The sequence below is a fragment of the Pseudomonas sp. 102515 genome (genome assembly GCF_031085165.1).
In the GTDB taxonomy this organism is placed as follows: Bacteria; Pseudomonadota; Gammaproteobacteria; order Pseudomonadales; family Pseudomonadaceae; genus Chryseomonas.
Genome location: NZ_JAVHTY010000005.1, coordinates 251,514 through 268,913, shown reverse-complemented (window position 1 = coordinate 268,913; position 17,400 = coordinate 251,514). Strand labels below are relative to the sequence as shown.

At 67.5% G+C, this 17,400-nt stretch carries 18 protein-coding genes; 7 read left to right on the top strand and 11 right to left on the bottom strand.

What is annotated here, in order from left to right; all coding sequences use genetic code 11:
- The first annotated feature begins 2 nt into the window (after positions 1-2).
- From RCF34_RS19825 to RCF34_RS19805, 5 genes are all read left to right on the top strand, one after another.
- Positions 3-380 (top strand): DUF423 domain-containing protein, encoded by a 378-nt coding sequence (locus RCF34_RS19825; RefSeq protein ID WP_308709715.1) that lies wholly within the window; start codon positions 3-5, stop codon positions 378-380.
- A gap of 93 nt (positions 381-473) precedes the next feature.
- Complete coding sequence (gene thiS / locus RCF34_RS19820; protein ID WP_308709714.1) at positions 474-674, top strand: sulfur carrier protein ThiS; 201 nt, start codon at positions 474-476, stop codon at positions 672-674.
- A 19-nt stretch (positions 675-693) separates the two neighbouring features.
- Positions 694-1,476, top strand: a complete 783-nt coding sequence (locus RCF34_RS19815; RefSeq protein ID WP_308709713.1) for a thiazole synthase — start codon at positions 694-696, stop codon at positions 1,474-1,476.
- 68 nt (positions 1,477-1,544) lie between these two features.
- Entirely contained in the window at positions 1,545-2,255 is a 711-nt protein-coding gene (trmB, locus tag RCF34_RS19810; protein ID WP_308709712.1) for a tRNA (guanosine(46)-N7)-methyltransferase TrmB, read from the top strand.
- Between the two features lie 169 nt (positions 2,256-2,424).
- Positions 2,425-4,158: an EAL domain-containing protein gene (locus tag RCF34_RS19805; RefSeq protein ID WP_308709711.1), complete on the top strand. Its 1,734-nt coding sequence runs from the start codon at positions 2,425-2,427 to the stop codon at positions 4,156-4,158.
- Here the strand turns inward: RCF34_RS19805 and RCF34_RS19800 are convergent.
- From RCF34_RS19800 to RCF34_RS19760, 9 genes are all read right to left on the bottom strand, one after another.
- The gene (locus RCF34_RS19800) at positions 4,155-4,481 is read right to left on the bottom strand and encodes a DUF3392 family protein (protein WP_158893577.1); all 327 of its coding nucleotides are present in this window, start codon (positions 4,479-4,481) and stop codon (positions 4,155-4,157) included. The two genes, RCF34_RS19805 and RCF34_RS19800, sit on opposite strands and share 4 nt — an antisense overlap.
- 14 nt (positions 4,482-4,495) lie before the next feature.
- Positions 4,496-5,647, bottom strand: coding sequence for a radical SAM family heme chaperone HemW (gene hemW, locus RCF34_RS19795; RefSeq protein ID WP_308709710.1), 1,152 nt, complete (start codon positions 5,645-5,647; stop codon positions 4,496-4,498).
- Positions 5,644-6,237, bottom strand: coding sequence for an RdgB/HAM1 family non-canonical purine NTP pyrophosphatase (gene rdgB, locus RCF34_RS19790; protein WP_133861463.1), 594 nt, complete (start codon positions 6,235-6,237; stop codon positions 5,644-5,646). The genes hemW and rdgB overlap by 4 nt, the downstream gene beginning before the upstream one ends.
- A gap of 83 nt (positions 6,238-6,320) precedes the next feature.
- Positions 6,321-6,941 carry a methionine biosynthesis protein MetW gene (gene metW, locus RCF34_RS19785; RefSeq protein WP_007161660.1) on the bottom strand — a complete coding sequence of 207 codons (621 nt, stop codon included), beginning with the start codon at positions 6,939-6,941 and terminating at the stop codon, positions 6,321-6,323.
- Positions 6,942-6,946: 5 nt separating this feature from the next.
- Positions 6,947-8,086 (bottom strand): homoserine O-acetyltransferase, encoded by a 1,140-nt coding sequence (locus RCF34_RS19780; protein WP_308709709.1) that lies wholly within the window; start codon positions 8,084-8,086, stop codon positions 6,947-6,949.
- 108 nt (positions 8,087-8,194) lie between these two features.
- Positions 8,195-10,153, bottom strand: coding sequence for a dynamin family protein (locus RCF34_RS19775; protein WP_308709708.1), 1,959 nt, complete (start codon positions 10,151-10,153; stop codon positions 8,195-8,197).
- 130 nt (positions 10,154-10,283) lie between these two features.
- On the bottom strand, positions 10,284-10,877 hold the full coding sequence (locus RCF34_RS19770) for a YggT family protein (RefSeq protein ID WP_017640989.1): 594 nt from the start codon (positions 10,875-10,877) through the stop codon (positions 10,284-10,286).
- Positions 10,878-10,886: 9 nt separating this feature from the next.
- Complete coding sequence (gene proC / locus RCF34_RS19765; RefSeq protein WP_308709707.1) at positions 10,887-11,705, bottom strand: pyrroline-5-carboxylate reductase; 819 nt, start codon at positions 11,703-11,705, stop codon at positions 10,887-10,889.
- 9 nt (positions 11,706-11,714) lie between these two features.
- The gene (locus tag RCF34_RS19760; protein WP_308709706.1) at positions 11,715-12,410 is read right to left on the bottom strand and encodes a YggS family pyridoxal phosphate-dependent enzyme; all 696 of its coding nucleotides are present in this window, start codon (positions 12,408-12,410) and stop codon (positions 11,715-11,717) included.
- Between the two features lie 126 nt (positions 12,411-12,536).
- Here RCF34_RS19760 and pilT point away from each other — a divergent pair, with 126 nt between their 5' ends.
- Together pilT and RCF34_RS19750 are read left to right on the top strand one after the other, a co-directional pair.
- Complete coding sequence (gene pilT, locus RCF34_RS19755; protein WP_007161666.1) at positions 12,537-13,571, top strand: type IV pilus twitching motility protein PilT; 1,035 nt, start codon at positions 12,537-12,539, stop codon at positions 13,569-13,571.
- A complete protein-coding gene (locus RCF34_RS19750; protein ID WP_308709705.1) occupies positions 13,571-14,713 on the top strand; it encodes a PilT/PilU family type 4a pilus ATPase in 1,143 nt (380 codons plus the stop codon). Before pilT ends, RCF34_RS19750 begins: the two co-directional genes overlap by 1 nt.
- On the opposite strand, the gene RCF34_RS19745 is transcribed toward RCF34_RS19750, so the two are convergent.
- Together RCF34_RS19745 and RCF34_RS19740 are read right to left on the bottom strand one after the other, a co-directional pair.
- Positions 14,710-16,152 carry a UdgX family uracil-DNA binding protein gene (locus tag RCF34_RS19745; RefSeq protein WP_308709704.1) on the bottom strand — a complete coding sequence of 481 codons (1,443 nt, stop codon included), beginning with the start codon at positions 16,150-16,152 and terminating at the stop codon, positions 14,710-14,712. The genes RCF34_RS19750 and RCF34_RS19745 overlap by 4 nt on opposite strands.
- Positions 16,153-17,364: a putative DNA modification/repair radical SAM protein gene (locus tag RCF34_RS19740; RefSeq protein ID WP_007161669.1), complete on the bottom strand. Its 1,212-nt coding sequence runs from the start codon at positions 17,362-17,364 to the stop codon at positions 16,153-16,155.
- Positions 17,365-17,400 lie beyond the last annotated feature (36 nt).

Sequence of the window (17,400 nt, the reverse complement as noted above, 5' to 3'; positions counted from 1 at the left end):
CCATGTTGCGTCTCTTCCTGCTGTTCGCGGCCCTGGCCGGCTTCACCGGTGTCGGCCTCGGCGCCTTCGCCGCCCATGGACTCAAGGGGCGGCTGACCGTCGACTACCTGACCGTGTTCCAGACCGGCGTGCTCTATCAGCTCATCCACGCCCTGGCGCTGTTCGGCGTCGCCCTGCTGTCGCTGCACTTCCAGGGGCGCCTGGTGGCCTGGGCCGGTGGCTTCTTCATCGCCGGCATCCTGCTGTTTTCCGGCAGCCTCTATCTGCTGACGCTGACCGGCATCACCCGGCTGGGCATCATCACCCCCTTCGGTGGCCTGTGCTTTCTCGCCGGCTGGGCCTGCCTGGCCATCCTGGCTTGGCGCCTGAGCAGCCTCTGACGGAGCGCTGGCCGTCTTTCCCGGCCCGGCGCCGCTGCAATGAACGCCCGACCGGCGTAGAATGCCGGCTCACCCCGTGACGATGCCTTTGCCATGCAGATCCTGTTGAACGGCGAATCCCTTGACTTGCCGGACGGTGCCACCGTCGCCGACCTGCTCGTGCGTCTCGACCTGAGCGGACGGCGAGTGGCGGTGGAACGCAACCTCGACATCGTGCCGCGCAGCCAGCACGCCACCACCGCCCTGGTGGATGGCGACCGGCTGGAAGTGGTCCACGCCATCGGCGGCGGCTAGCCGCGCAAGAGGAATCCAGATGAAAGACACTCCCTTCACCCTGGCCGGACGCACCTATGAGTCGCGCCTGCTGGTCGGCACCGGCAAGTACCGCGATCTCGAAGAGACCCGCGTGGCCATCGAGGCCTCAGGTGCCGAAATCGTCACCGTGGCGGTGCGCCGGACCAACCTCGGCCAGACTCCCGGCGAGCCCAATCTGCTCGACGTGATCTCGCCCGAGCGCTACACCATCCTGCCCAACACCGCCGGCTGCTATGACGCGGTGGAAGCGGTGCGCACCTGCCGCCTGGCGCGCGAGCTGCTCGACGGCCACAATCTGGTCAAGCTGGAAGTCCTGGCCGACCAGAAGACCCTCTTCCCCAACGTCATCGAGACGCTCAAGGCCGCCGAGACGCTGGTTGCCGACGGCTTCGACGTCATGGTCTACACCAGTGACGATCCCATCGTGGCGCGCCAGCTGGAAGCCATCGGCTGCATCGCCGTCATGCCGCTGGCCGGTCTGATCGGCTCGGGCCTGGGCATCTGCAATCCCTACAACCTGCGCATCATCCTCGAAGAGGCCAAGGTGCCGGTGCTGGTGGATGCCGGGGTGGGGACCGCCTCCGACGCCACCATCGCCATGGAGCTGGGTTGCGAAGCGGTGCTGATGAACAGCGCCATCGCCCATGCTCGCGAGCCGGTGCTGATGGCCGAAGCCATGAAGCACGCCATCGTCGCCGGCCGCCTGGCCTATCTGGCCGGGCGCATGCCGCGCAAGCTCTATGCCACGGCCTCTTCGCCGCTGGACGGCCTGGTCAACTAGGACCTGATGCCCTCGCTCACGCGCCCGGCCTCTGCCGGGCGTCTCTTTTTCCCACTATCGATAACGCCATGACCGATCATCAAGACGACCAGACCCCCGACCGCCCCCGGCGCACCATCAAGAGCTTCGTGATGCGCGCCGGCCGAATGACCGAAGGCCAGCAACGCGGTCTCGACCAGGGTTGGCCGCGTTTCGGTCTGGAGCTGACCGACGGCCTGCGGGATTTCGACCAGGTGTTCGGACGCCAGGCGCCGCGCACCTTCGAGATCGGCTTCGGCATGGGTCATTCCACCCTGGAAATGGCCGCCGCCGCGCCGGAGCAGGATTTCATCGGCGTCGAGGTGCATCGTCCGGGCGTGGGTGCGCTGCTCAACGGCGCCATGACCCAGGGGCTGACCAATCTGCGGGTCTACAGCTGCGATGCCCTGGAGGTGCTGCGCCAGTGCGTGGCCGATGCCAGCCTGGACCGGGTGCTGCTGTTCTTTCCCGATCCCTGGCACAAGAGCCGCCACCACAAGCGCCGGATCGTCCAGCCGGCCTTCGCCGAACTGGTCCGGCAGAAGCTCAAGGTCGGCGGGGTGCTGCACATGGCCACCGATTGGCAGGCCTATGCCGAACACATGCTCGAGATCATGAACGCCGCCCCGGGTTATCGTAACCTCGGCGACGCCTCGGGCTTTGTGCCGCGCCCCGAGGAAAGACCCATCACCAAGTTCGAACGCCGTGGCGAACGCCTGGGGCATGGCGTCTGGGATCTCAAGTTCGAACGCCAGAGCTGACCGTGTATCGCTGACGAATCGACCTTGAGCTGCCGACGGGCAATTGGCATGATGGCCAATTGCCCTGCTGTGATGGCGGTTGCAGTCGAATTCGCAGAGACACCTGGATGTCAGCCTACCCCAAGAACGCCAACCGGCCTCGCGCCGCCCTTCGTGAAGGGCGGGTCCGATGACGGACCGGGTACGCCCCGACTCGCCAGCGGCCGAGTTGCACGCCGTAAGGCGCTGGCTGGAAGTCGAGCGCAGCGCGCGGCAGCGCACCGAGCGTTCGTCGCACCTGATCGCCTCGGCCTTCGCCCTCTGCCGCGACGCCATGGCGGTGCTGACCGAAAGCGGTCAGATCATCGAAGCCAACGATGCCCTGCGCGCCCTGATGCTCAGCGCGGAGCGCAGTGTCAGTGGCCAGTACCTGTCGCACTACATCAAGTTGCCCGAGGCGGCCATCCGCACCTTCGAGCGCGACGGCTATGCCCTGTGCGAAGCCCAGTTCCACGTCTCCGCCAAGCGTGTCACGCCGGTGGAGATCAGTCTGAGTCGCTTCGCCGGCGAGGCGGATCGCGAAGGCTATGTGGTCGCCAGCCTGAGGGACATCACCGAGCGCAAGCGCGCCGAGCAGGCGCTGGAGCGCATGGCGCTCAGCGACGCCCTGACCCAGTTGCCCAATCGTACCTCCTTCTATAAGGACTTCGAGACGCGCCTGCAGGAGCTCGAAGAGACCGGCAACCTGGCGGTGCTGTTCATCGATGTGGACGGCTTCAAGGAGGTCAACGACTCCCTGGGCCACGCCGCCGGTGACGAATTGCTCTGCGCCCTGGTACGCGAGTTGCGCCAGGTGCTGGGGGCCGGCGAGGTGCTGGCGCGCTGGGGCGGCGATGAATTCGTCGCCCTGCTGGACGTGACCGATCACGACCAGGCCCGTCAGGTCGCCGAGCAACTGGTGCAGGCGGTGGGCCGGCAGCAGTGCATCGCCGGCCACGATATCCGGGTATCGGCCAGCATCGGCCTGAGTCTGGCGCCCGAAGAGGGACTGGATGTGGAGACCCTGTTGCGCAATGCCGATGCCGCCATGTACGCGGCCAAGGCCGCCGGCAAGAGCCGGGTGCGCTGCTACGATCCCCAGTTGACCAGCGAGGCGCGCAGCAAGGTGACCCTGCTGGCCCATCTGCACGGCGCCATCGAGGCGGAGCTCATCACCTTCGTCCTGCAGCCCAAGTTCGATGCCCGCCAGCGCATGGTCAGCGCCGAGTTGCTGGCGCGCTGGAACTGTCCGGGCGTCGGGGCGGTGCCGCCCAACGTCTTCGTGGCCCTGGCCGAGCAGAACGGCATGGCCTCGGCCCTCGGGCGACTGGCGATCCGCCGGGCCGCCGGTTGCGCCCGGGCCCTGCAGGACGCCGGTCTGCAGATCCCGGTGGCGGTCAACATCTCGCCGCTGCAGGTGGCCGATGATGAATTGGCCGAGGTTCTGGCGGCCGCCTGCGCCGAATTCGGCATCGAGCCCAAGGCACTGGAGTTGGAGGTGACCGAGTCGGTATTCCTGCAGCAGGGCACGCCGGAGCGGCGCCTGGCCGCCTTGCGCGAGCAGGGTTTTCGCGTGGCGATGGACGATTTCGGTACCGGCTATTCATCGCTGGGCTATCTGCACCGCTTGCCCTTCGACACCATCAAGATCGACGGCAGCTTTCTGCTGGCGGTGGACGCCGATGACCGATCCCGGCAGCTGCTGGCCGGCATCGTCAGCCTGTGTCGGGCGCTGGAGATGCAGATCGTCGCCGAAGGGGTGGAAACCCCGGCCCAGTTCGAATTGCTCAAGGACCTGGGCGTGGACACCTTCCAGGGCTTCCTGCTGGGTCGACCGCAACCCCTGGAATGCCTGCTGGAAGGCATCCGCGCCCGCTGTCGCTAGCTGCGTCGTTCGGCCAGCACGCCCAGCAGGCAGACGCCGATCAGCAGCACCGGGGCCAGGGCATAGTTGTTGAACTGTGCCAGGCCCTTGACCACCCAGGGGGTCAGGAAGGTCATGGCGGCGCCATAGATGGCCAGGCAGGCCAGGGCGAAGGCCGGTACCCGAACGGCGGTCGGCAGGCTGCCCAGGCGCGCCTGGATGAAGGCGTTGACCTGGCTGCCGAACAGCACCAGCAGGGTGGCGGTGACGGCCAGGGCCACCTCGTCCAGGTGGCTGCGGCTCCAGCGGGAGAGGTCGGCGATATGGTCGAGCACGAAGTCCAAGGCAGAGCTCCTCGTCAGTCAGGCAGAAAGGATTGCAAGAGGTCGTTCAGGAACAGCTGGCCGCGGGCGGTGGGGCGCAGGCGCTGCGCATCCTCGGCCAGCAGGCCGGCGCGGCGTGCCGCGGCCAGCGCGGGCGCCAGGCTGTCCAGGGACTGGCCGGTCCGCTGCGGATACCAGGCGGCGGGCACCCCGTCCACCAGGCGCAGGGCGTTCATCATGAAATCGAAGGGCAGATCGGCCGGCGCCAGTGGTTTCGCGCCGGCCTGGAAGGCCTTGGCCGGGTCCAGATAGTCCTTGGGCAGGCGGGTCTTCCAGGTGCGCAGCAGGGTACCGTCCGGGGCGCTGAGCTTGGCGTGGGCGCCCGCGCCGATGCCGAGGAAGTCGCCGAAGCCCCAGTAGTTGAGATTGTGCCGCGCCTGGCGCCCGGGCTGGGCATAGGCGGAGGTCTCGTACTGGTGGTAGCCGGCGGCCGCCAGGCGCGCCTGGCCGGCTTCCTGGATGTCCCAGAGGGTGTCGTCTTCGGGCAGCTCCGGCGGCTGGCTCCAGAACACGGTGTTGGGCTCCATGGTCAGCTGGTACCAGGACAGGTGCGTGGGCGCGAGCGCGATGGCCTGCTCCAGATCGCCGAGGGCATCGGCCACGCTCTGGTCGGGCAGGCCGTGCATGAGGTCCAGGTTGAAATTGTCGAAGCCGGCGGCGCGCGCCCGGTCGGCGGCGCGGATGGCCTCGTCGCGGCCGTGGATGCGCCCCAGGGCCTTGAGCTTGGCGTCCTGGAAGCTCTGGATGCCGATCGACAGCCGATTGATGCCCAGACCGCGATAGGCGACGAACTTGGCCTGCTCGAAGGTGCCGGGATTGGCTTCCAGGGTGATCTCGATGTCCGGCGCGAAGGTCAGCCGCCGGGCCACGCCGTCCAGCAGGCGGCCCAGGGCCTCGGCGGAAAACAGACTGGGCGTGCCGCCGCCAAAGAAGATCGAGGTCAGCGAGCGGCCATGGACGTGCACCAGGTCGTTGTCCAGATCCGCCAGCAAGGCGTCGACATACTCCGCTTCCGGCAGGGTCGGGCCGGCCGCATGGGAATTGAAGTCGCAATAGGGGCACTTGCGCACGCACCAGGGGATATGGACGTAGAGCGCCAGTGGCGGCAGGGCGAACACCTGGGTCACAGGCCGAGCCGTTGCTTGAGCTGGGCCATGGCGCGGGCGCGATGGCTGCGCTGGTTCTTTTCCGCCGGTGCCAGTTCGGCGGCGGAGACCGCTTCGCCATCGGGCTGGAACAGCGGATCGTAGCCGAAGCCATGCTCGCCCTGGGCGGCATGGAGGATACGCCCGGGCCAGAGGCCCTCGCAAAGGATCGGCAAGGGGTCGTCGGCGTGGCGCACCAGGGCCAGCACGCAGACGAACTGGCCGGTACGCTCGGCGTCGGGGACGTCGCGCAGAACGTCGAGCAGCTTGGCGTTGTTGGCGGCATCGCCCTTGCCGTCGGCGTAGCGGGCGGAATAGATGCCGGGGGCGCCGCCGAGGGCGTCCACCGCCAGGCCCGAATCGTCGGCCAGGGCCGGCAGGCCGGACAGCCGCGCCGCGTTGCGCGCCTTGAGGATGGCGTTCTCGACGAAGGACAGGCCGGTCTCCTCCGGCTCCACCTGGCTGAATTCGCCCACCGAGCGCACCCGCACCCGGTCGCCGAGCATGGCCTGGAGTTCCTTGAGCTTGCCGGCGTTGTGGCTGGCGAGAACCAGTTCGGTAAGGTCGGACATGGGGGACACCGCGTCGCGTTGAGAAGGGCGACGTATTGTACGCGAAGCCGTGCCCAGGCTGGCTGCGCTGCCCGTGCCTTACGTCATATCGCGACGCGATGTTCCTGCAGGCGCGGTGCGCTGACCCGGTAGATACCGATCTCGCCGAGCAGGTTCGGCCACAGCTTGCTGGCCCAGCCATGACGATGCAGGCGGTCCACGGCGAGACGATCCAGCACCTGGGCGCGCTGCTCGCGGCAGAGGCGCTCGAAGTCCTCGAAGGTGCAGAAGTGGATGTTCGGCGTGTTGTACCAGGTGTAGGGCAGGAAGTCGGAGACCGGCATCCGTCCCCGGCCGCCCAGGTACAGGCGGCAACGCCAGTGACCGAAGTTGGGAAAGGTGATGATGCACTGGCGACCGACCCTGAGCATCTCCTGGAGGATGCGATCCGGATACTGCATGGCCTGCAGCGACTGGGTCATGACCACCACGTCGAAGCTGTCGCTGGCGAAGTTGGCCAGACCGCCATCGAGATCCTGCTCGATGACGTTGACGTCCTTGAGCAGGCATTCGGCGATCTTGTCCGGGTCGATCTCCAGGCCGTAGCCGGTGACCTGCTTGTGATCGCGCAGCCAGGCGAGCAACTCGCCGGTGCCGCAACCGAGGTCGAGGACCCGGCTGCCGGCGGGGATCCATTCCTGAATGATGTCCAGATCGGCGCGCACGGCAGCTATACCTCGATGCGGGTCATGTAGTGGGAGAAGGCCTGCAGATAGCGCGGGATGGGGATGAGGAAGGCGTCGTGGCCCTGGGGGGCGTCGACCTCTAGGTAGCTGACGTCCTTGCGCGCGGCCATCAGGGCGTTGACGATCTCCTTGGAGCGCGCCGGCGAGAAACGCCAGTCGGTGGTGAAGGAGACGATCAGGAAGCGCGCCTGCACCCCGGCCAGGGTCTTGGCCAGGTCGCCGCCCTGGGCGTGGGCCGGATCGAAGTAATCCAGCGCCTTGGTCATCAGCAGGTAGGTGTTGGCGTCGAAACGGCCGGAGAATTCCTCGCCCTGGTAGCGCAGGTAGCTCTCCACCTGGAATTCGACGCTGTGGAAGTCGTAGTTGAGCTGGTCGGTCTTGAGTTCGCGGCCGAATTTCGCGCCCATGGCCTCGTCGGACAGGTAGGTGATGTGGCCGACCATGCGTGCCAGCATCAGGCCGCGCTTGGGGATCACGCCCTTTTCCTGGAAGTGGCCGGCGTGGAAATCCGGGTCCGAAAGGATGGCCTGGCGCGCCACCTCGTTGAAGGCGATGTTTTCCGCCGACAGCTTGGGCGCCGAAGCGATGGCCAGGCAGTGGCGGATGCGCTCGGGATAGCTGATGGTCCACTGCAGCGCCTGCATGCCGCCCAGGCTGCCACCGATCACCGCCGCCCATTGGCCGATGCCCAGGCGATCGGCCAGGCGGGCCTGGCTGTTGACCCAGTCTTCCACGGTCAGCACCGGGAAGTCCGCGCCATAGGCCCGACCGGTCTCGGGGTTCGGACTGCTCGGACCGGTGGAGCCGTTGCAGCCGCCCAGGTTGTTGAGGGCGACCACGAAGAACTTGCGGGTGTCGATGGGCTTGCCGGGACCGATGCAGCTGTCCCACCAGCCCGGCTTGCGGTCGTCCAGGCTGTGGTAGCCGGCCGCGTGGTGATGGCCGGAGAGCGCGTGGCAGATCAGCACGGCGTTGCTGCGGCTGGCGTTGAGCTCGCCATAGGTCTCGACCATCAGGTCGTAGGCCGGCAGGGTGCGGCCACAGGCCAGGGCCAGGGGCTCGTTGAAGTGCAGCAGCTCGGGGGTGACCAGGCCGACGGAATCTTCGGGAATGACGCTGGGCATTGACGGCTCGTCCGGGGCGGGGCTCGCCAGTCTAAAGAGCACCGCCGGGAGCGGCAAGGGCAGGCGCGGCGCGGCGGTCAGGGACCACGCCACGGGTGGCGGGCAGGGCTAGCCGACCCGCGCCAGCGGCAGCGCGACCACGTTGTCGTGGCGCTGGGACGGCGCCGGCCGATTGATCTGCTTGAGCATGTCGCTGACCTCGCTGAGCTGCCCGTGCAGGACGTCCTCGTGCACCTGCAGCCGGCTTACCTGCTCCTGGCTGTTGAGATTCTGCTGGGTGAGCTGCTTGAGCGCCAGCATGCTGGTTTCCAGCAACTGCTTCTGCTCGCGGGTGTGCTGCACCAGCGGGGTCAGGGCACCGTCGTTCCAGCGCAGCACCTGGGCGTAGGCGCCTTCCTGCAGCGCCTGGACCTCCTGGGCCACGGTAGCGAAGAAGCGGCGTCCCAGGGCGCTCTGCTCGGTGAGCAGGGTCTTGACCTGGCGCTGGACCTCCTCGGTCTTGAGTTGCAGCTGGCGCAGCTCGCGGACATAGGGGCGGATGCGCAGCCGCGGCGCTTCCAGGGGGTGCAGCGGATTCTCGACATTGTGCCGCTGGTAGACCGCGCCGAGCACCTTGTTGGCCCGGTCCGCCTCGTTGTCCAGGGCCAGCAGGTCATGCTCGACCACACGGAAGAAGCGGGCGATGGACTGGTTGATGCCGACGGTGGTCAGGCTGGTGCGGAATTCCCGGCGGGCGGTGTCCAGGTGGGCGTCCAGGCGCTCCGGTGCGACCAGGTCGGTCAGCAGCTTGCGCTGCCCGGCCAGCATGTTCTGGGTGGTACGCAGATCCAGCAGGCGACGGTGGTACAGATCGTATTCCTGGCGTGTGCGAGCGGTCTGCAACTCCAGGCCGGCACCGGGCAGTTCCTCGTCGGCCAGCTGCGCGTACTGGGCGCGGATGGCTTCCAGGCGCTGTTCGATGAGCGTGCGGCTGGCGCCCAGCAGGCCACTGGCCTGCTGCACGATGCGCTGCTGCAACAGGCGCTCGCGGGCGCCGACGATGCGTTCGGCGAGCAGCTGTTCGAGGCTGTCCAGCTGGCTGCGCGCGAGCAGTTCCAGATCGCCGCGGACCTTGCCCAGCAGCGCCTGCTTGGCCGACAGCGGCAGGATGTGCTCGGCCGGCAGCGCCAGTTGCCGGGCGCTGGCCTGGCGGACGTTTTCCAGGGACTGGGCGACATGGGCGATGCCACCGAGGTCGTCCCAGAGGCTGTCGATCTTGTTCATCACCGCGAACAGCCGCTCCGGGGCATCGCCCAGGGACGGCTTGACGCACTGCTCCCAGAGCGCGAGGTCCGAGGCGGTCACGCCGGTGTCGGCACCGATGAGAAAGAGCACGGCCTGGGCATGGGGCAGCAGCGACAGGGTCAGTTCCGGTTCGGCGCCCAGGGCGTTGAGGCCGGGGGTGTCGAGGATGCGCAGGCCCTGGCGCAGCAGCGGATGGTCGATGCTGATCAGCGCGTGGCGCCAGGCCGGGATGCTGACCAGGCCGCCGCTGTCGAGTTGTTCCAGCTGCTCGGGATCGAAGCCCAGCTGCACGGCAGCGGCGGTTTCCACCTCGCGGGTCTCGGTGACCTTGGCCAGCAGGGCCGCCATGGCGTCCGGGTGGCGGTCGTCCAGGGGGAAGCGCTGCCAGGCCTCGGGCGCCTTGCGCCAGGCGACCAGGCTGCGTTCGTCCAGGCGGCTGTCGATGGGCAGCAGCTGCAGATAGGGGCCGTCGGTCGCGGCGTCGAAGAAGATCTCGGTGGGGCACATGGTGGTGCGCCCGGCCTGGGACGGCAGCATGCGCTGGCCGTAGTCGGCGAAGAAGAGGGCGTTGATCAGCTCGGTCTTGCCGCGCGAGAACTCGCCGGCGAAGGCCAGGGTGATGCCGTCGGCCTGCAATTCGCTCTGGCAGGTCGCCAGGGCGGCGTCCAGGGCCGGGGAGGCGAGACGATTACGCTGCAACCAGTCGCGGTAGCGGCCCAATTGGGTATCGAGTTCGGCTTTCCACGTGGCATAGGCATCGACGTGGCGGAACAGGCGTTCCATAGGGGACTTCCTTGACCTGGACAGCAAAGGCTGGACGGTGCCCCAGCGTCCAGCGGGACGTCAATGCCGCCTCCGCCACGACGCGGCGGGCGGTCGTGGCGGGTGCGCGAATGGTGCTGCCGGTCGAGCGTCAGAGGAAGGGGGCGAGAATCTGCGGCATGCCGGTGGCCGCGGCCAACTGGCCGATGACGAAGCGGTCCAGCAGATTGATCACGATGAAGGCGAAGATCGGCGACAGATCCAGGCCACCCAGGCTGGGCAGGATGCGGCGGAAGGGGGCCAGCAACGGCTCACAGATCTGGTTGACCAGTTCGGCCGCCGGATTGTGGGTCTGGGGCGCGACCCAGGAGAGGATGACGCTGACGATCAGGGCGAAGAAGAACACCTTGAGGAACAGCGACGCCACGCCGAGCAGGGCCCAGATCAGCAGGGCGGGGAACAGACCGCCGATGCTGGCGCCGAGCAGTACCACCACGACCATCATCAGCGCCAGCTGGACCAGGATCGCCAGTACCAGGGCCGCCAGATCGACGCCGCCGAAGCCGGGGATGATGCGCCGTACCGGCTTGAGCAGCGGCTGGGTGGCGCGCACGGTGAATTGCGACAGCGGGTTGTAGAAGTCGGCCCGGACCAGTTGCAGGATGAAGCGCAGCAGGATGATCAGCAGATAGAGGCTGCCGAGGGTCTGGATGACGTAGACGAGGGCTTGGGCGAAAGCGGACATGGATACTCCTTATCGATCCGGCAACTGGGCCAGTTCCGCAGCCCGGTCGGCCGCGGCGGTGAGGGCTTCTTCCACCAGATCCGCGAAGGCCCCGGCTTGGAAGGTTTCGATGGCGCGCTCGGTGGTGCCCTTGGGGGACATCACCGAACGACGCAATTGTTCGGGACTGCGGTCGCCCTGACAGGCCATGGCGGCGGCGCCGCGGGCGGTGTGCAGGGTCAACTGCTGGGCGACCTCAGCCGGCAGGCCGAGCTTGGTGCCGGCCTGGGTCATGGCTTCCATCAGCAGGAAGAAATAGGCCGGGCCACTGCCGGAGACGGCGGTGACCGCGTCCAGTTGCCGTTCTTCCTCGACCCACAGGGCCAGGCCGACCGCGGCGAGGATTTCCTGGGCGCGGGCGCGCTGCTCGGTGGTGACCTGGTCATTGGCGAACAGGCCGCTGGCACCCAGGCGCAGCTGGGAGGGGACGTTGGGCATGCAGCGCACCAGCGGGCGCTGGCCCAGCCAGCGTGTCAGGCTGGCGCAGGTGATGCCGGCCGCGACCGAGACGATCAGCTGCTCCGGACGCAGGTGCGGCGCCAGTTCGGCGCAGACCTCGCCCATCACCTGGGGCTTCACCCCTAGCACCACCACGTCGGCGTCGGCGAGCACGGCGCTGTTGCTGGCCTCGACGCGGATGCCGTGCTCCCGGGCCAGCGCTTCGCGCTTGGCTGGGTTGCGATTGCTGGCGCTGAGCTGCCGGGCCGGCACGCCCTGGGCGAGCAGCCCGCCGATGATGGCGCCGGCCATGTTGCCGGCGCCGATGAAGGCGATGCGGGTGTCTTTCATCGAGACTTCCTAGGTTGAAGAGGCGGCGCCGTAGTCGCGGGCGCCAAAGAGGGCGGTACCGACGCGGACCCAGGTGGCGCCCTCGGCGATGGCGGCTTCCAGATCCTGGCTCATGCCCATGGACAGGGTGTCCAGGCCCAGGTTCAGGGCTTCGCCCAGGGTTCGCAGCCGGGCGAAGGCGGTGCGCTGGCTGGCCGGGTCCTCGGTGGGTTCGGGGATGGCCATCAGGCCACGCAGGCGCAGGTTGGGCAACTGGTTGACCGCGGCGGCCAAGGCCGGCAGGTCGTCGGGGTGGCAGCCGGACTTGCTGGCTTCACCACTGACGTTGACCTGCAGGCAGATGTTCAGCGGCCCGCGCTCGGGCGGACGCTGTTCGGCCAGGCGCTGGGCGATCTTCAGGCGATCCACCGAATGCACCCAGTCGAAGTGGCTGGCGATGGCGCGGGTCTTGTTGGACTGGATGGGGCCGATGAAATGCCACACCAGTGGCAGGTCGGCCAGCGCCGGCTGCTTGTCCAGCGCCTCCTGCAGGTAGTTCTCGCCAAAGTCGCGCAGGCCGGCGGCGGCGGCCTCGCGCAAGGCGGCGGCGGGCTTGGTCTTGCTCACCGCCAGCAGGCCGACAGTCGCGGGATCGCGGCCTGCCGTCCGGCTGGCGGCGGCGATGCGTTCGAGTACGGTTGCGCTATTCTCGGCTATCGTGGACATTCAGCCCCTGCTTGCGTCGGCGCATCCGGCAGGCCTCGGCGTACCGGATGAGTGAGTGGCGGTGACCAGGTCAGACCGCCAGTGCTGCGCGGCATTCTACCTGCTTGCTCGACATCTGGGAGTCCCATGGATATCACCGAATTGCTGGCCTTTTCCGCGCGGCAAGGCGCCTCCGACCTGCACCTGTCCGCCGGCCTGCCGCCGATGATCCGCGTCGACGGCGACGTGCGCCGCATCAACCTGCCGGCCTTCGAGCACAAGCAGGTGCACGCGCTGATCTACGACATCATGAACGACAAGCAGCGCAAGGACTTCGAGGAATTCCTGGAGACCGACTTCTCCTTCGAGGTGCCGGGCGTGGCGCGCTTCCGGGTCAACGCCTTCAACCAGAATCGCGGCGCCGGTGCGGTGTTCCGGACCATCCCTTCCAAGGTGCTGAGCATGGAAGAGCTGGGCATGGGCGAGGTGTTCAAGAAGATCACCGACGTGCCACGCGGCCTGGTGCTGGTGACCGGGCCGACCGGTTCGGGCAAGTCCACCACCCTGGCGGCCATGCTCGACTATCTCAACAACACCAAGTACCACCACATCCTCACCATCGAGGATCCCATCGAATTCGTCCATGAATCCAAGAAGTGCCTGGTCAACCAGCGCGAGGTGCACCGCGACACCCTGGGCTTCTCCGAGGCCCTGCGCTCGGCGCTGCGCGAGGACCCGGACATCATCCTGGTAGGCGAGCTGCGCGACCTGGAGACCATCCGCCTGGCGCTGACCGCGGCCGAGACCGGGCACCTGGTGTTCGGCACCCTGCACACCACCTCGGCGGCCAAGACCATCGACCGGGTGGTGGACGTCTTTCCGGCGGAAGAAAAATCCATGGTGCGCTCCATGCTGTCCGAATCCCTGCAGGCGGTGGTCTCCCAGACCCTGCTCAAGAAGGTCGGCGGCGGCCGGGTGGCGGCCCACGAGATCATGATCGGCACCCCGGCCATCCGTAACCTGATCCGCGAGGACAAGGTGGCGCAGATGTATTCCTCGATCCAGACCGGTGGCGGCCTGGGCATGCAGACCCTGGACATGTGCCTCAAGGCGCTCTTGGCCAAGGGGCTGATCAGCCGCGACGCGGCCCGCGAGAAGGCCAAGACGCCGGAGAACTTCTGATGGATTTCGACAGGTTCCTGCAACTGATGGTGGACAAGGGGGCATCCGACCTCTTCATCACCACCGGCGTGCCTCCTTCGATGAAGATCAACGGGCGCATGACGCCGGTCACCAAGGATTCGCTCACGCCCGAGCAGTGCCGAGCCATCGTGCTGGGGGTGATGAACGACGAGCAGCGCCAGGAATTCCAGCAGAAGCGCGAGTGCAACTTCGCCATCAGCGCCCGCGGCATCGGCCGCTTCCGGGTCAGCGCCTTCTATCAGCGCAACCTGGTGGGCATGGTGCTGCGCCGCATCGAGGTCAACATCCCCACGGTGGAGCAGCTGCGCCTGCCGGAGATCATCAAGAAGCTGGCCATGACCAAGCGTGGCCTGGTGATCTTCGTCGGCGCCACCGGCACCGGCAAGTCCACCTCGCTGGCGGCCATGATCGGTCACCGCAACAAGAACTCGGCGGGGCACATCATCTCCATCGAGGACCCCATCGAATACATCCACCAGCACCAGGGCTGCATCGTCACCCAGCGCGAGGTGGGCATCGACACCGAGTCCTTCGAGGTGGCGCTGAAGAACACCCTGCGCCAGGCGCCGGACGTCATCATGATCGGCGAGATCCGTAGCCGCGACACCATGGAGCACGCCCTGGCCTTCGCCGAGACCGGCCACCTCTGCCTGGCCACCCTGCACGCCAACAACGCCAACCAGGCGCTGGATCGCATCATCCACTTCTTCCCGGCCGATCGGCACGGCCAGACCTGGATGGACCTGTCGCTCAACCTCAAGGGCATCGTCGCCCAGCAACTGGTGCCCACCACCGATGGCCAGGGACGCCGCGCGGTGATCGAGGTGCTGCTCAATACCCCGCTGGTCGCCGACCTGATCCGCAAGGGCGAGGTGCACGAACTCAAGGCGCTGATGAAGAAGTCCGGGGAATTGGGCATGCAGACCTTCGACCAGTCGCTCTACGGCCTCTATCGCGACGGCGAGATCAGCTACGAGGCGGCCCTGGCCCACGCCGATTCCGCCAACGACCTGCGCCTGCTGATCAAGCTGGGTTCGGAAACGGATGCCGATCACCTCAATCAGATCACCCGCAACCTCTCGGTGGACATGGGCGAGGACCCGCCCAAGCGCTTCCGCTAGCCTTCGCCTTCGGCTGCCAGCGTCCTGGCCTCGCGCAGGGCAGTGACCAGCGCCTGGCGCGCCTGCTCCTGCTGCTCGGCATCCGGGGTGCGCAGGATGTACGAGGGGTGATAGGTGGCGATGATCCAGCGTTCGTCCAGCCGCAACGGTCTTCCCATGAATTGCGCCAGGCCCCGTGGCTTGCGTTTGAGCAGGGCCTCCAGGGCGGTCGAGCCCAGGGCTACCACCACGGTCGGCTGGATGTCGCGCAATTCCTGCTCCAGCCAGTAGCGGCACGGGGCGATCTCCGGTCCCGGGGTGACGTGCTTGCGTCTCCGGCCCTGGGGGATCCACTTGAAGTGCTTGACCGCGTTGGTCAGAAAGACCTCGCTGCGCTCGAGGCCGGCCTCGGCCAGGGCCGTCATCAGCACCTGGCCGGCCGGACCGACGAAGGGCCGACCCGCCAGATCCTCCTGATCACCGGGCTGTTCGCCCAGCAGCAGAATGCGCGCGGTGCGCGGGCCTTCGCCGGCCACCGGCTGGGTGGCCTTTTCCCACAGCTCGCAGCGACGACACTCGTCGAGGGTGGTGGGCAACGGTCGCTCCGGCTGTGCACGTTCCGCGGCGATCAATACCTCGCGACCGCTCTGGCGACCCACGGCCTCGGCCTGGGCCAGGCGCTGGGCGCCGGCTCGGGCCTCGCTGAGCAGCGCCGGGATGAGCGGCCCTTCCGGCAGATCCTTCCAGAAGCGCGCCGGCATGTTGCTCCTCAGGGTACGCGGATTGGCCCGCGCCGGATTGAAGGTACTGCGGTAATAGGCGCGCCAGAGTTCGTCACCGGCATTGCGGTCGTCATCTTCCGGCGTCTGCCGGGCCAGGCGCTGCAACTCGGCGGGGCAGGGCTCCACCAGTTGCAGCGCCTGGCCGTCCCAGAGTGCGGCCGCCTCGGGGGTAGCGATCAGCCAGCTGCTGTTGCCCATGCGGTCGCAGAAATGTGGCGCCGCCAGGGCCAGGACGTCGTGGGCCGGTTGGTGCCAGGCCACCCAGGCCGGCGGACCGGCGCTTTCCGCACGCGGACGAAAGCGCAGGAAGGCATGCACATGGTGAATCTCGCGACGGATCGCCTTGACCCGGCGCTGCAATTCGCTGCCGTCCTCGTCACCGGCCAGCATCGCCGCGCGTTCGCCCCGGGCGACCCGCCAGAGCACCTGATAGAGCAATGCCCAGCGATCATCGCTGCGAAAGCAGGCGGCGTAGTTCAGGGCCTCGGCCAGTTGTGGCGGGATGCGTATGGCGCCGCTGGGCGGAGGCGCCGTGACCTCGACCGGTTCGTCGAACAGATCGCCCAGGCCGCGGCTCTCCTGCCAGCTCACCTGCGCCGGCGGGATACCCGCTTGCAGTAGCCGCCGCGCTTCCTTGCGCCAGCCGGCGAAGGTGCCGTCGAAATCGACTCTCTGCATCTAGAGCAGGGCGAGCTGGGCGGGCGGTTCGGCGAGTTGCCGGCGCAGGTCCAGGGACTCGGCCAGGCGCGGTTGCGGGCGATAGTCCTGGGTGACGATGAAGGGGCGCGCCTTCTCCACGCTGCATTTCAGGCGGATCAGATCGGCGTAGCGGATGCGCCGCTCGCGCCTAAGCTCCACCAGCCGCTTGGCCGAAAGGACGCCGATGCCGGGTACCCGGGCGATCAGCGCCTGGTCGGCGCGATTGAGATCCAGCGGGAAGATGGCGCGATTGTGCAGCGCCCAGGCCAGCTTGGGATCGACGTCCAGTGGCAGCTGCCCGTCTTCGGTGGGCAGCTCCTCCGCCTGGAAGCCATAGCCGCGCATGAGGAAGTCGGCCTGGTACAGGCGGTGCTCGCGCAGCAGCGGCGGCGGTTGCAGCGGCACCGTACCCGGGCTTTCCGGGATGGGGCTGAAGGCCGAGTAGTAGACGCGCTTGAGGCGATAGGCGCCATACAGCGTCTGGGCGGTATCGAGGATGGTGCGGTCGTCGGTGGCATCGGCACCCACGATCATCTGGGTGCTCTGGCCCGCCGGGGCGAAGCGCGGCGCCTTGGCTTCGGCCTCGGCTTCCTCCAGGCCCAGGCGGATGTTGCCCATGGTCTTGCGGATGCTGCTGCCGTTCTTTTCCGGCGCCAGCTTGATCAGGCTGCTCTCGGTGGGCAGCTCGATGTTCACCGACAGGCGATCGGCATAGAGGCCCGCCTGGGCGATGATCTCCGGATCGGCGTCGGGAATGGTCTTGAGGTGGATGTAGCCGCGGAACTGATGCTGTTCGCGCAACAGCTGGGCCACTCGGGTCATCTGCTCCATGGTGTAGTTGGAGGAGCGAATGATGCCGGAGCTGAGGAACAGCCCGCTGATGACATTGCGTCGGTAGAAGTCGAGGGTCAGCTGCACCACTTCCTCGGGCGTGAAGCGCGCCCGCGGCACGTTGCTGCTGCGACGATTGACGCAGTATTGGCAGTCGTACTGGCAGAAGTTGGTCAGCAGCACCTTGAGCAGCGCCACGCAGCGCCCATCGGGGGTGAAGCTGTGGCAGATGCCCATGCCATCGGTCGAGCCCAGGCCGTCCTTGCCCTTCGAGCTGCGTTTGGGCGCGCCGCTGCTGGCGCAGGACACGTCGTACTTGGCGGCATCGGCGAGAATGATCAGCTTGTCGGCGAGCTCCATCGAGATCTCCTGGACTGTGATTGCATACAGTATCCA